Below are 14542 nucleotides of genomic sequence, written 5' to 3'. Positions count from 1 at the left end.
CTCGCATGTAGCAAATGTGGTATCCCTGTTCCGGACTCACGGTATCATAGCGCCAGACTGCCGGTATCCGTTCCTTCGGAACAGGGGTACATTTGAACCGTAATATTCAAAATATCGAATTTTTGCATTTCATTCTCAAAAATATTAGAAATTCCTGCAATAAAATGTAACGCTATTTCTTTTCCTGTTTCATCAAAGCTCTTCATTTCATCGACAATTTTATTATACATCAAAGTAAATCCAACAATATCGATTTTAAATAGGATCCCATATAGTTTATATCTCAACATATTCCCACATACTGGATTTGAAAATTGAATTAATTTATTATATGATGTTTTCAATAAATGTGTCACATTAGAGGCGAAATATTTGCCCGCGTAATAGATTGTTTCTCCCGCAATGTTTGGTTTTGGCATCAATGGGTAATATCTATAGCTATGTAACCAAATGTGTATCTCCATTATCATATTCGACAACATACGGATAGAACAGTGGAACACCATAACGAATGCACTTTCGTATGCTCTCTTTAGCAAATTCTAATCTCCTGCTATACACATACTTACAGAGCGGTATAACTTCATTGATATCAACTTCTTTTATCTGCCAATTCGATGATGTTGGAAATTGCGACTCAAAAGTTCCAACAAGCCATCGGATTTCCTCACCTGTACAACGTCTAAAAGCTAAAATGTTTCGCATTATTATATTCCTTATGAATATTTGTAAACATGGAGCCAATTGAAATATCGGATTATTGTATTGAAATATACCTAAAGACTATCTTCTAAAGAACTTTTCCAAACTTATTCCTTTATTTCTTTAGTTAGTTATGAATGTGCTATTTATTGCAAAGAACGTGATGCTTTAGCCGGAGGTGTCCAGACACACTCCCGTTGCCTGCCGTCCGCCACGTAGAGGCAGCATTTTCGGACGGCGTAGCCATGCTTACACATGGCATTTTTGATGTTCTTACCTTTACAGGTATTTTCACACAGTCATATAATATAGTTGATTTTATGCGGACTAGCCAACAAACGAGGTGATTATTCTCTTTTCAGGCAGGATTTTAACCCCCTCAGTGAAATGGACGCACGAGTCAAATTTCTAATTAAATCTTTCCGAAGTATACCTTGTAAATAGGATTTAAATAACACTTAATCACATTAATTACAGTAACACTTATTACAATAGTCATTATTGTGCCAATCACAATAGCCAAAGGTATCGTAACCCGATTCTTCAAAATAATAGACAGGGTTGATACAATCCAAGGATTATGAATCAAATAAATATCATACGACATATCACCAATATATTCAATCGGCTTATATTTATCCGTTATAATTAACCATTTGGACAAGGCTAACACTAATGCCAAAAAAGAGAGTCTTATTGCAAGAAATTCCAATCCTTGCCAAATAGCTCTAGCATATAGTCCCATAAAACACTTAAGATCAATATAATACCATCTAATAATACACATTGAAAGAACAAGAGCTGCAATAGCAACTATATTCCACTTCACTACAAATCCATTGTGTAGCCTCGTGTAAAGCAGCCTTCCAAACAGCATCCATGGAAAATACATAATAGTATTATTAAGAATCGTCCATCGTTCCAAATCAATTAGCATCCATGCATAGGACTTTATAAAAGTGGCCAATAGCAACATACTTATTACAAAAGGGAGCCTCACAAATCTATCATCATAAAGTAAAAACATTAAAGCCATTAAAAAAAACATTGCATAGACAAACCAAAGTGATTCATAATATACATTTCTATATAAAACGATATCAACAATGATTTGAACCAGACTTTTAACTCTTCCCTTAGCTAATGCCAAGGTTGCTTGTTTCAGCACTTCAATATGGCTTCCCAACCATATCAAAATCGCAAATGAAAAGGAAAAAGTCGTATAAGGAACTATTAATTGACAAAACTTCTTCTTAAGAAACAGAAAAATGCCGTTCTTCCTATACTTACATTTCTTTTTTTCAAAAAGCCAACCTGAAATTACAAAAAAAACAACAACATGGACTGTGTTAATGATCGTCAATAAGGTATTCAATTCGTTCGAAAGCGAAAAACACTTCATGACATGGTGTATAACAACTAACACTATTGCAATTCCTCTAAGGATTTGTATCACAGCTCTCTCATCCGCTTTTTCTATCTTCATTGTACCATTTCTTTCTTAATCTATTTTTCATGTTACATATTTTATGGTAGATACTATACCGTATCCCACCATACGGAGTGAATCTGATGAGTGTCTCCAAATATCCTCTTTTTTGGAACCACTTCCAGAATTCCTCGTAATCATTTGGCTTCTCCGGTCCATGCACAAGAACACCATTTGATTTTTCCAAAACATTGTACTCAATCTCCAAAGAATTCACATCATTACAAATTGAGTTCCAAACTTCTCTTCCAAAAGATGTATTTATAAGCACAAGAGAAACCCCATCCTTACTATCAAACTCTTTTGTTATCTCATGTACTCCCCAGCAATCTCCAATGGTTATATCTGCACATCGCTTTCTTCCTATATATCGACATTCAAAACAACTCTGCCGCACATTATAATGTGACCTATACAATTTCTCTAGGTCTTGGAACAGAGTTTCATTGTACAGATGCATTCCATTTTTTAGATCGGCGCTGTGAATGTAATATTGCCCCCAACCACCACTTTCGTCTCGAAATAAATAATTACACACTGCATCTTTATAATTCAATTCAATTTGTTTGAGATGATTTTGAAAGATCATTGGACTTGGAACACCATAGCAGAGTATTTCTAATAAAAAAAGGTTGTCACAATTTGCTTTCTTTTCACAAAAAGATTTAACTGCTGATACCTGACACGGGGTTCCAGAGAAAAGAACCATTTTTTTGTTTTCAAATCATCTATTATTTGTTGAAAAACTAAACGAATATCACTTTGGACATATTTACTTCCCCGAAGCATAGTAACTTGTTGCTTTGTTGAAGCACGATGATGTGTAACTCTCATACTATCATCAAATGCCGCACCATAAACAACACCATCATGCTGAATCACATATGTAGCAATGGCAAAAAATAGACCGCCCGATGTGCTTTTTCTTCGCTCTTGTTCATCTATAAGATATGCTATATATGCTGTATTTTTCTCCTTAACCTTATTATGCTCCGAGTTTAATATCGGACAAACATCCAAGCACTTACCACAGTAAACACAAGCATTAATTTTCGGGTACCAATACCCCCCCCGTGTATCCAATTCTATGGCATGTACTGGGCATACTGCTTCACACGCCATACACCCGCAACAGGACGCACCAACCAATGATATATTCTCGCTCACTTTTGTTAACTCCTTTTTTTCTTTATTAAGCCCAACACAACATCTTTATATATTGCAAACAAAGCAATCGTAACGATACAAAATAGTGCATACCTCGGCATGATCGTTCTATACAAAATTTTTGATAATATACCATATAATGCAACCACGCCAAACCATCCAAAAATCTTCAAATCATTGTATAAGTGAATATTCAGCATATGCCTTGTTATATATAAATGAATTAAGTAAAGCACCAAATATGCAATTAGGGTTGTATATGCCGCGCATGTAAATCCAAAAAACGGTACTAATGCAACATTTAATCCCAAATTGATAGCTGCTGCAATAATTGTTCCAAGCGAAGTAAATTGAGTCTGTTTATGGTGAACTTCAATAATAATATAATGACTAAACAGAAATTGTGCTAAAAGTCCCAAAACAATCGGGAAAATACAATCCTGACCTGAGATATATTTTTCTCCCCCTAAAATCATTATCGCTTCTGGACCAACTGTAATACACCCGATGCATATGTATGAAACAAAAGCATTCAACGGAGTAATGTTTTTATTTATCAGATCGCAGCGCCTTTCATTATATATGTCATGAAACCATGGATTCCAGCTCTCATTAATTGCATTTAAGATAATATTTATCAGCATTGCATATTGATAAATCAGACTATATATACCAGCAGCCTCGCTTCCACACACTTTATTAATCACTATACGGTCTGACTGAGTTAACACATTCAAAGATATGGTATGGAAAATCAAAGGCATTGAAATGCGAAGCCCATATTTCCAATAATCTAAGTTAATACAAAATGCTCTTTTTCTTGTTTGTAAGATAACAATCCAAACGGCAAGTAATAGAGATGGAACAACAAATCCAAGGATTTTTGCATAATAACGGTTTTCTTTAATGATGCCAAGGAAAAGAAATGTAAAAAGCACAGTTCCAACAGTAGTAAATAATGTTATGAAAATATTTTTCTTATAATCATAACAATATCTATTCTCACTTTGAGAAATATTAATTGTCCCGCCTGAGAAAAGATATATCAACAAAAGCAGAATCAAAGCAGGATTTAGATCCAAAAATTTTGCTACCGGTGATAGAAATAAAATTGCAACTACTGATAATACTCCTGTAATCAGATAAGATAAAGTATGTGTTGCCCCCACATATCTAGTAAACTGTCCCGGAAAATCAATCTTGGCTCTGGAATGGCTATATGAAAGATTAGCAGTACATAATATCAAAAAAATCGAATACCACGATGAGAATGTCGCTGCAATTCCATAGTCTGATGTTGACATCATTCGCGTGAAAATAGGTGTTGTAATTATCGAAATTGACTTTGCCGCAATAGCAGATAGTGAATACCATACACCTGCCTTAAATGCATTCTCAATTCCTGCTTTCTTATTTTCGTTCATATTAGTGTTCACCATAATAATCTACATTATCTGCAAGACTCTTTTGCAAATATGCCATTGAGAAATCAACCAGTTTCTTCATACTCTGATTCACTTCTTGATAATCTATTGTTACTGCTTGAAGGTAAGTCTCTATAGATTCCTTGCCATCATAAAATTTCCGTTGTATTCTCGCATCATTTAATAGACTCTCAATTTTAGCTCTCTTATCTGGTCTACTACATAAAATCATTTGCTTATTATTCTTAATAGAAAAAACTGTACCATGAAATGAATCAGTCAAAACATATGTAGCCTTCCTGAACGAACATATCCATTGTTCAAATGATGCTGCTGTGTAAGATCTATATGCCCATTTACAATATCTCCCTACTGCAATAATCTTGAGCCCATGATCTTTTGCAAATAACTGGATTTGCTTTTGATATATGCTCCAATCCGAAAATGTATAAATTAAAATATAATCTTTCTCATCCCATCTGGTACTAATATCAACAAAATCATACAAAAGTGTTGGATCTAAGACTTCCACTGCATCTATGCCAACATTATTTTTTAGTAACCGCTTAGTATTCTCGTCCCTAACAGATACATTTGAGAATTGTCGTAAAGAATCTATACATTCTTTACTTAATTTATAATTAGGATTTAAATCTTCACAACTAGGTGCGTAAGAAACTTTCTTTGTTTTCTTGATCCCAACACCCATATATATTTTTTCAAACAGCTTATGATTAACATTAAAGATTGCATCACTTCCAAATATCACACAATCCAGTCCTAAACTATCAACATCCTCTCCTTTACGAATAACAATTGATTCATTAAAGTATTTATTTACTTCCCAGAAATTTTTTACACGCCATAGACATTTCAAATATAAAACCGGATGATGCTTTGCACGCTCAACATTTAAATTAGTTCCTATATTGACTTTCTCAAATCCATTGGTTTTATAATTTACCATCTGGACCGTATGCCCCAAATGAGACACAACTTGATTTAGCGCATAAGCCTGGGCTTTTGCACCATAATTTGCTCCATAATACCATGTTAGTATGCCAATTTTCATAGTCTACAGACTCCTTTCTTATTCAAATACCAGTAATGTTCCGTAATTGTCGCAAAAATTATATATGGAACCAATGTTGGAATTTCATAAAGACATGTGCCAGTTATTCCATATAACAGAAAGAAAGTCTGGTAAATAAGCGAAATAATTAAATGCTTTTCAGCGTTTTCAGATAAAAACACTTTCTCTCTACGGATTTCTTTGATAAGTACAATATTTTTAACATAAGCATTAAAAAAGAAAAGAATGAATATCGTTGTGCCAATCAGTCCCGTTTCAACATAAAGCTGAAGGTATATGTTATGTACATGGGCTCCGAAATAACGATAAAAAGACCACCATCCTGTTCCAAACATCTTATTCCCACTGGCAAACGCTGTTGCAATTCCCCAAACTATATATCGACCATTGGATATGCCACCCTCACCATTAGCCGATTCCTCAAAACGTCTTAAAAATTCAAAAGCATCCGGCATAAAATAGCTAAGAAAGTATGCCGCCAGTAAAACACCAATTATTAATGCCATAATTTTTGTTATTCTTTTAGTTGGCGTATTACTATTATAAAAGTAGTACGCTAAGAAAGCTCCAGCTCCAGTAAAAAGTATATGAGCGCGCTTATTTGTCAAGAGAAGAACTAAAAACATAAGTACGACAAATATGACTTTCAACAATTTTTTTCTCACATTTTGGCAACCGCTCAAAGGTACTAAGCTCCCCATCGCTATGCATACTCCCATTGCAACATACATTCCATTAAAACTATAATGTGCTGTAAATCCATTGGAATAATACGCACTCAATCCCATATGACTGGTATCGTTAATTGAAGATATGAAAGGATATATGATCAAATCATAGAACCCTTTACTAGAAAATGACAACAATGTCATCAGTGCATAAAAAACGCCCAACATAAGCATCAATTTCAACGAACTCTTAATCCAATAATCACCTCGATATGCAGAGATTGAAAATAGCACTATTTCACAAAACACCAATTCATAGCCATTACTTCCATTGCTAAGGTTTTGATTATTAAACAAAAGGACAACTGCTATCATTGCAACACTCATAACCATGTACAATGAAGGTGTCTTAACTAGTTTGAAAAATGCTGTAATACCAAATACGACGCATCCCAAAAAGAGTATACGCCACATAATAGTACCAGAAATAAGCCCACCCCAACTCTGTTGCGATAGCGCATACAAAAGCAAGGCTATCAACAACACAATTTTAGGTGTATTTATGCTGACTTTAATTTTCATAATTCGCCTCCTTTACTACGCTTCGATCATTCCATGTTATAATTCCTTGCACAAATACATATACCGTCTCAAAGATCCTTCAACATCAAACAACTGTTTCATAAATTCTCTTGATTTAATAGAAACCGTTTCAGTGTCAATCTCACCACTATACAATTGTCGAATAATTTTATTATAAGTTTCTGCATCATTACAATGGAAGTATGTTGACCCATTTTCAGCCGGAATACCTTCAATCCCTATATCATTTGTCAACACTGGAATTCCTGATGACATGGCCTCTAATATTTTGACTTTTATTCCTGCTCCTAGAACTAATGGAGCTACCAAGCACATGGAAGATTCAAAATACGGAAGTGTATCATTAACAAATCCAGTAATCACAATACGGTCGGACTTAAATCTTTTTAATTCCTCTGGCGGTTTACTACCTACAATAACGAAACGAACATCTAAATCATTCAATAAGGGCATCACATTCTCTATGAACCAAATTGCGCTTAAATAGTTTTCTGGGCGAGACATGGCTCCAAAGAAAAGTATATCTCGGTTGTTAGATTTTCTTGCACACCCCGACATATTACTATAATAAGGAACAAGCCATTGAATTTTCTCTTCATTTACTCCGCACTTTATTAGCACTTCCTTGTTTTCAGCATTATGTGGAAGTATTAAGTCACACTCTCTCAAAGCATTCAGTTCCGTTTTCTTTTCATAAAGGTATTTATGTTTCCATAAAATCTTTTTTATTCCTTTAAAATACTTTGCTTTTCTTTTATAGCCAACAAATGTCACATCATGCTCAGAAGCGATTAGTTTAGCATCTGGAAATATCTTATGTATTCGAGAAGCTAGCACCACCGTATTTGTCCATTCTAAAATAATACAATCTGGCAAAAAACCCTCAACTTTCCAGTTAACTAATGTGTTTATGATTTCATTTGCACAATAATTTGAAATCAGATTGGCATTTTTGTTCCATGGATTATATGATGACTCAATGTTGCTAATTTTTTTAATTTTAGATTTTAGTGTTGGTTCAGTATAGATCACATGATGAACTATATCCTTTTGCTCATCTTCAATTTCCTTTTTTTTCCAAATATCCCCCCAACACACCAGTCTAATATTAAAATCAGCACTTCGCTTAAAACCATTTAGGTAATAATTAAAAGTCTGACCTCCCGCTGCGGGTGCTCCACTGTAGGGGGCATTAGAAGCAATCCAAATAATATTTTTCTGACTATTATATTTTTTTACCATGGAAACTCATCATTCTCCTTTAAAGCGTCTCTTACAGCTTCAAGATAACCATATTTGTTTTCTTCGTCCGGCTCCAGATAACCACCTTCTCCCCATTCATTCCATGCAAAAATAAACATCATATCCTTATGATAGACTTCTTTTGTCCGCTTAATCTGTGCCGAAAAATACTTTTTGAATTTTTCTGGATTTGCACCTATATAAACCTGTCCTCTCTCATGATATCTCGGACTGTTATCCCAATTTACAAATGCACATGGAATCGAATTATTGCCATGCGGTTTTCTAGTTAAAATGTCTTTCCACGCCTCATCATAACTAGGCCTTTGCATATTAGTCGCCTTCATTAAAAGATAATTGCCATGTCGCCGTAAATCCCAACCAAATTTTTTTTCACAGAAGTTCATAACATCTCTTCTTAGTCTTTTTATATTTGCAAATTTGTTCTTCCCCAAACTCTTTCTGGAGTTAATTGGTTCATATTCAATTTCAAAATCTATTTGGCTGTGATCTTTTCTATTGTCCAACATAAACTCCGCACTTTGGTTCATAAAAACCATACCAGGAAACCCTGCTTCGAATGCCAATTCTCTCCAATATTGCAGCATTTCACTGAGGCATTCTATTGATTCTGGTCGATAAATAATCAAAACAGGTTTCCCATCTATTTTTATATATCTATCATCTCTGAAAAACTGCAGGAGATATTTCCAATGCTCAAGCCACTCTTTTTTTTCACCATAAAATTGTGGCATAATCACTGTTTTTTTACCAGTCCACTCCATTGACCACGCTTCGTTTGCCCAGCAAAAACAGAATGGCAGATCCAATTCCGAATCGCCTAAAATCTGCTCACAAGGTTTCTCTAAAAGCATTTCTCCGTTAAACCAATAGTGGTAATAGCAGAAACCATAAATGCCATATTCTTTAGCCAAATCACGTTGCCATATCTTTGTTCTACGGTCCAATAAATTATAATAATTGTTATCCAGTGGAATCTTAGGTTGAATATGTCCCTCAAATAGTGATTTCGCATTTTTTACATTATCCCACTCTGTAAATCCTTCGCCCCAGTATTTGTCATTTAATGGAATTTGATGATACTGAGGTACAAAAAAAGCAATTGTTTTCATCCTATCTGCTCCTATGTCAATCTATATATTTTTTTTCAAATGTCTCAACGCAACCTATCCTTTTTGCCGGGTTTCCTGCGTATATTCCATTTGGATCTGTTTTTCCCTTAATCACAGTCCCCCCACACACAATACAATTGTCACATATAACTGTTCCCGGCAAAATCATTGTTTCTGCACCGATAAAAACATTATTTCCGATTTTAACAGATTTCCTTATTGATGTTTTCACTTTATCTTCTTTACAAATAACTCTAGCTGCGTGTTTAATACTAAAATCATGAACCAATATTTTTACCCCAAAAGAAATGGTGACGTCTTTTCCTATCTCTATTAAATCATATTGCGAACTATCAAAAACACAGTTGGACTAATCCATGTTTGCTCGCAATTTTTCGTATCAATCTTTATTCCAAGCCAATTTAAATATTTGGGATAGAATTTCACATAAGCCTTTCTTGATATTTTATCCAGACACCAGAAGAACACATTTAATGACTTTTTAATATATATTTTTACACTCATAGATTTTCCCTTCTATATTTGATGTGTTTGGCCGGATTCCCCCCTACAATACTGTATGGCTCAACGTTCTTGGTCACAACTGAACCTGCGGCTATAATTGCTCCTGTTCCTATATGGACTCCTGGCATAATCAACACCCTTCTCCCAATCCACACGTCATCATCTATATATACAGGTTTCATCTCCGTATATCCTTGCTGAATCATTGGAATATCAGTTTCATCGTGACGGTGATTATGAGTATAGATAGCTACCTCCGGTCCCAACATAACATCTCTTCCAATTTTAACTGGACCATATAGATCAGATCGAAATCCAACGGTTGAATTATCACCGATTTCAAATTCCTCTCCAAATACGACATACTGTTCTATATTGACGTTCTTGCCAGTATTTTTGGCAATTTTTTTTAGGAAGAAATATCTAATTTTCATGCATATTTTTGAATAACAGGATCTAGGCAGCCATTGTCCAAAAAGTGCATAAAACACTCTCCAAACTTTAGCCGAACTAAAACTTCTTTCTTCTGTTCCTATCCGTATTTTCACTTTCCCATACTCCTATTCTATTTTCAATGTACGCCAGAATATTTTGAGCGCGCACACTCAATGTCAAATTTTCTGCTTTTTTTATTGCGGCTTCTGACATTTTTTCTCTACTAATAGGGTCTGAAACAAGTTTTTGAATTGCTTCATGAATTTCATCGACATCAACTGGATTTACTCTAATAGAGCATTCCGCATCCAAAATATCATCATTAAATGCTCTATTTGATGATATTATCGGTAATCCACAAGCCATTGCTTCAACGATTGCGTTACTACATCCCTCATTCAACGTTGGTAACACAAAAATGTCTGCTGCACTATTAAACAGCGGTATTTCTTCTGGCTTTAAAGACTTTGCAAAAATACAATTATCGCCATAGGGACTCTGCTCACCTTTCCCCGCACATATTAACCTTGCACCTCTAACCGTTTTCATAGCTTCGCACACTCGCAGAATCCCTTTTCGCTCGTTGAATGCACCAACAAATCCTACTAGCACTTCATTTTTTGGTAATCCAAAGTAATCGCGTGCATAAGTCTTATTATATTTTCTAAACCTATCTCCATTAATTCCATTTGGAAAGACTTCCACTTTATCATCTTCAAGAACACCTGCATCAACTATCCATCTTTTTAGATATGTTGAAACAGCTATAACTCCTGCAATATCTTTTAGTTCTTCCTTTGCCCTTTCTGCTCCAAACTGTTCTATTGTATTATGTGACTCACCTAACGCAAAGAAAGCAGGAATTTTGAACGTATCACTTAATCTTGCCACAGCAATACCGGACGGTGCCATGAAATGTCCATATATAACATCTGGTTTTTCTGTGAATGATCTAATTACGCGTTCCGCTGCTTTTTCTAAGAAAAAAGTCGTTATTCCAACTGGGCTTCTTCCCAAAACATAATGCGATTGACCAAGCCCTGCTGTTTTTGGCCAGTATATATCAATAGATTTCTTCTTTTCTGTATATTCTCTGGTGTGATAAGGTATCTGCAAATACTTCCTATTCAAATTTACGGGCAAAGGACATATCACGGTTACCTTTTTCCCCATATCTGCAAATTCCCAAGCAAGTTGCTGCAAAAAAACAAGCATATATGGTTCAAATTCATTTGGATATTTATTTACAACAAAACATATATTTTCCATGTCATTACCTATATTTTCTTATCAAATTGACAATCTTTATGTCGTTTATAAAGTATCTCTTAAACATCCGTTTTGGTTCTTGCAAGAAGCGATAAAACCACTCCAAACCATGCTCACTCATCCAGCGTGGTGCACGTTTCACATTTCCAGCAAGGAAGTCAACCGTTGCGCCTGCACATACTGAAACTTTTGCATCATACTTTCCGATATTCTCATAAATCCATTTTTCCTGTTTAGGACATCCAAAGCACGCAATCAGCAAATCAGGTTTCACATCAGAAATCATTTGATTAATATGATTTAACTCTTTCTCATCCTTTTCAAATCCAAATGGGGGCGCATAAGTTCCGACGATTTGAATCTTCGGATGTTTGCTTTCTAATTTTTCTTTCGCCTGTGCCGCAATGCCATCTTTTCCGCCAATAATAAAGATTTTATATCCTTTTTCAGCCGCAGCTTCACAAAGCAGTGGAACCAAATCAGACCCCGAAATTTTCGCTTTTAACGGCTTGCCATGCATTTTAGAAATCCATACCAACGGCTTGCCGTCTACCAGCACCATATCAGCTCTATCAACGACCTTCTTTAGGTATGGATCATCTTCTATTTTCATAACAACATCCACATTGATTGCCACAATGTAGGATTTTTTATCTGCAGTAATCATCTGCTCAATGGCTTCTACCGTCTCCGACATTGTGACATTGTTTATGTATGTGTTAAGCAATTCTGTAGAGTAGTCAAAAAAACGCGGCAGATGACGCACATTTACATAACAATATTTGTCAAATGTGGTGGACAAAACCGCACCACCATTATCTTTGAAAAAACTTTCCATATCTGTTCCGCCACCGAAGAAAGACATACGAAACGGTGTTTTTGTAATAATCATTTATTTTCTCCTTATTGCGCATTTTATATAAAATCAAAACTGCTCGATTTCTTTCAGATAACGGCTCAGCGCATCTTGCCAGGTCGGAAGCGGAGTAAATCCAGCTTCTACCAGCTTGCTCTTATCTAAGCGGCTGTTGAACGGGCGAGCAGCCTTGCTCAGACCGTACTCTGCCGTGGTCACCGGCAGGACTTCCGTCTTATATCCAGCCTGACGGTAGATTTCTTTCGTGAAATCATACCAGCTGATATAGCCGCCCTCATTGGTTTCTTTAATCCGTGACCCGCAAAGATGTTGTCGCCCAGAACCATTGCCACAGAATCATTGCCAATAAAATCAGCACCAATGATAAAGGCCTGTGCCAATCCATCCGGAGAAGGCTGAACAGCATAGGTCAAATTCACACCAAACTGGTGCCCATCACCCAGCAAGTTCTCGAAACGAGGAGTATCCTGTGGTGTGGAAATAATCAAAATGTCGCGGATGCCAGCGTTCATCAGAACGGACATCGGATAGTAAATCATCGGTTTATCAAAAATAGGTAAGAGCTGCTTGCTCGTAACTTTCGTCAACGGATACAGACGAGTGCCTGATCCTCCCGCTAAAATAATGCCTTTCATTCTGTATCCCTCGTCTTTCTTAATCTCTCTGGAAAATATCTCTCGTGTACACTTTCTCTTTCACATCATCCAGGCACTTATCATAGCGGTTTGCGATGATGGCCTGACTCTGCTTCTTGAACTCGTCCAGATCATTCACAACAACAGAACCAAAGAACTTCTCACCATTTTTCAATGTCGGCTCGTAGATAATAACCGTTGCACCCTTTGCCTTGATGCGTTTCATGACACCTTGGATACTGCTCTGGCGGAAGTTGTCGCTGTTGCTCTTCATGGTCAAGCGGTAAACACCAACAACGACTTCCTTCTCCTTGCTCTCATCCCAGCTATCATTTGCCTCATACGCACCAGCAATCTCCAACACACGGTCAGCGATAAAGTCTTTTCTTGTTCTGTTACTTTCAACAATAGCTTCGATCAGGTTCTCCGGCACATCAGCGTAGTTTGCCAGCAACTGCTTGGTATCTTTCGGCAGGCAATAGCCGCCGTAGCCAAAGGACGGATTGTTATAATGAGTACCAATACGAGGATCAAGGCAAACACCGTTAATGATTTGCTGGGTATTCAATCCCTTCATCTCGGCATAAGTATCCAGTTCATTGAAGTAGCTGACACGCAGAGCCAGATAAGTATTCGCAAAAAGTTTGACAGCTTCTGCTTCGGTAAAGCCCATAAACAGAGTGTCAATGTTCTCTTTAATTGCGCCTTCCTGCAGGAGTTCTGCAAAAGTGTGTGCCGCTTTCACCAAACGAGCATTATCCACATCTGTACCGACAATAATGCGGCTCGGATACAGGTTATCGTAGAGAGCCTTAGATTCACGCAGGAACTCTGGGCTGAAGATGATATTATCGCAGTGGAACTTTTCACGAACCGATGCAGTGTAACCAACCGGGATGGTACTCTTGATAACCATAATGGCTTCCGGGTTATACTCAATCACCAGTTTGATGACCGCTTCGACTGCGCTTGTGTCAAAGAAATTCTTCTTACTATCGTAATTTGTAGGTGCAGCAATGACCACGAAATCTGCATCGGAGTATGCTTCTTTTGCATCCAGAGTTGCAGTCAAATCCAACTCTTTTTCTGCCAGATATTTCTCAATGTATTCGTCCTGAATCTGAGACTTCTTATTGTTAATCATCTCCACTTTATCAGGAATAATATCCACTGCAGTCACCTTGTGGTGCTGAGATAACAACGTAGCAATGGAAAGACCCACATAACCAGTACCAGCCACAGCAATCTTCAAATCCTTAAACTCTCTCATTTCTTTATCC

Annotated in this window: 14 protein-coding genes and 2 pseudogenes; all 16 read right to left on the bottom strand. The window is 36.4% G+C overall.

All coding sequences use genetic code 11. The features are described 5' to 3' along the window. Positions 1-44: 44 nt before the first annotated feature. The 16 genes and pseudogenes from DWX91_RS12210 to DWX91_RS12130 all read right to left on the bottom strand — a co-directional run bounded on the left by DWX91_RS12210 (position 45) and on the right by DWX91_RS12130 (position 14532). Positions 45-539 (bottom strand): hypothetical protein, encoded by a 495-nt coding sequence (locus DWX91_RS12210; RefSeq protein ID WP_118539023.1) that lies wholly within the window; start codon positions 537-539, stop codon positions 45-47. A 575-nt stretch (positions 540-1114) separates the two neighbouring features. Beyond that, positions 1115-2188, bottom strand: a complete 1074-nt coding sequence (locus DWX91_RS12205) for an acyltransferase family protein (protein WP_118472797.1) — start codon at positions 2186-2188, stop codon at positions 1115-1117. Further along, positions 2166-2900: a Coenzyme F420 hydrogenase/dehydrogenase, beta subunit C-terminal domain gene (locus tag DWX91_RS12200; protein ID WP_118539021.1), complete on the bottom strand. Its 735-nt coding sequence runs from the start codon at positions 2898-2900 to the stop codon at positions 2166-2168. The genes DWX91_RS12205 and DWX91_RS12200 overlap by 23 nt, the downstream gene beginning before the upstream one ends. Continuing rightward, positions 2810-3358 (bottom strand): 4Fe-4S dicluster domain-containing protein, encoded by a 549-nt coding sequence (locus tag DWX91_RS12195; RefSeq protein WP_118539019.1) that lies wholly within the window; start codon positions 3356-3358, stop codon positions 2810-2812. The genes DWX91_RS12200 and DWX91_RS12195 overlap by 91 nt, the downstream gene beginning before the upstream one ends. 5 nt (positions 3359-3363) lie before the next feature. Next, complete coding sequence (locus DWX91_RS12190; protein WP_182431322.1) at positions 3364-4782, bottom strand: oligosaccharide flippase family protein; 1419 nt, start codon at positions 4780-4782, stop codon at positions 3364-3366. 1 nt (position 4783) lies between these two features. Continuing rightward, positions 4784-5854 carry a polysaccharide pyruvyl transferase family protein gene (locus DWX91_RS12185; protein WP_118472794.1) on the bottom strand — a complete coding sequence of 357 codons (1071 nt, stop codon included), beginning with the start codon at positions 5852-5854 and terminating at the stop codon, positions 4784-4786. Next, entirely contained in the window at positions 5851-7125 is a 1275-nt protein-coding gene (locus DWX91_RS12180; RefSeq protein WP_118472793.1) for an O-antigen ligase family protein, read from the bottom strand. The genes DWX91_RS12185 and DWX91_RS12180 overlap by 4 nt, the downstream gene beginning before the upstream one ends. Positions 7126-7161: 36 nt before the next feature. After that, complete coding sequence (locus DWX91_RS12175) at positions 7162-8388, bottom strand: glycosyltransferase (protein ID WP_118472792.1); 1227 nt, start codon at positions 8386-8388, stop codon at positions 7162-7164. Then, a complete protein-coding gene (locus tag DWX91_RS12170) occupies positions 8382-9521 on the bottom strand; it encodes a glycoside hydrolase family 99-like domain-containing protein (RefSeq protein WP_118472791.1) in 1140 nt (379 codons plus the stop codon). The genes DWX91_RS12175 and DWX91_RS12170 overlap by 7 nt, the downstream gene beginning before the upstream one ends. A 16-nt stretch (positions 9522-9537) precedes the next feature. Further along, positions 9538-9810, bottom strand: a complete 273-nt coding sequence (locus tag DWX91_RS12165) for an acyltransferase (protein WP_182431321.1) — start codon at positions 9808-9810, stop codon at positions 9538-9540. A gap of 232 nt (positions 9811-10042) precedes the next feature. Beyond that, on the bottom strand, positions 10043-10594 hold the full coding sequence (locus DWX91_RS12155; protein WP_270497559.1) for an acyltransferase: 552 nt from the start codon (positions 10592-10594) through the stop codon (positions 10043-10045). Continuing rightward, the gene (locus DWX91_RS12150) at positions 10557-11750 is read right to left on the bottom strand and encodes a glycosyltransferase (RefSeq protein ID WP_118472788.1); all 1194 of its coding nucleotides are present in this window, start codon (positions 11748-11750) and stop codon (positions 10557-10559) included. Before DWX91_RS12150 ends, DWX91_RS12155 begins: the two co-directional genes overlap by 38 nt. Before the next feature lie 4 nt (positions 11751-11754). Then, positions 11755-12642, bottom strand: coding sequence for a WecB/TagA/CpsF family glycosyltransferase (locus tag DWX91_RS12145; RefSeq protein ID WP_243099043.1), 888 nt, complete (start codon positions 12640-12642; stop codon positions 11755-11757). Between the two features lie 33 nt (positions 12643-12675). After that, positions 12676-12909, bottom strand: a pseudogene (locus DWX91_RS12140) (sugar nucleotide-binding protein); the annotation flags it as partial. Then, positions 12891-13262: pseudogene (locus DWX91_RS12135) on the bottom strand (sugar phosphate nucleotidyltransferase); the annotation flags it as partial. The pseudogenes DWX91_RS12135 and DWX91_RS12140, both read right to left, overlap by 19 nt. Positions 13263-13281: 19 nt before the next feature. Further along, positions 13282-14532, bottom strand: coding sequence for a nucleotide sugar dehydrogenase (locus DWX91_RS12130; RefSeq protein ID WP_270497555.1), 1251 nt, complete (start codon positions 14530-14532; stop codon positions 13282-13284). Between the last annotated feature and the right edge of the window lie 10 nt (positions 14533-14542).

It is taken from the genome of Clostridium sp. AF22-10 (assembly GCF_003478725.1).
Lineage (GTDB): Bacteria > Bacillota > Clostridia > Lachnospirales > Lachnospiraceae > Otoolea > Otoolea fessa.
The sequence above is the reverse complement of the archived record's forward strand: the minus strand, read 5'-3'. Positions and strand labels throughout refer to the sequence as shown.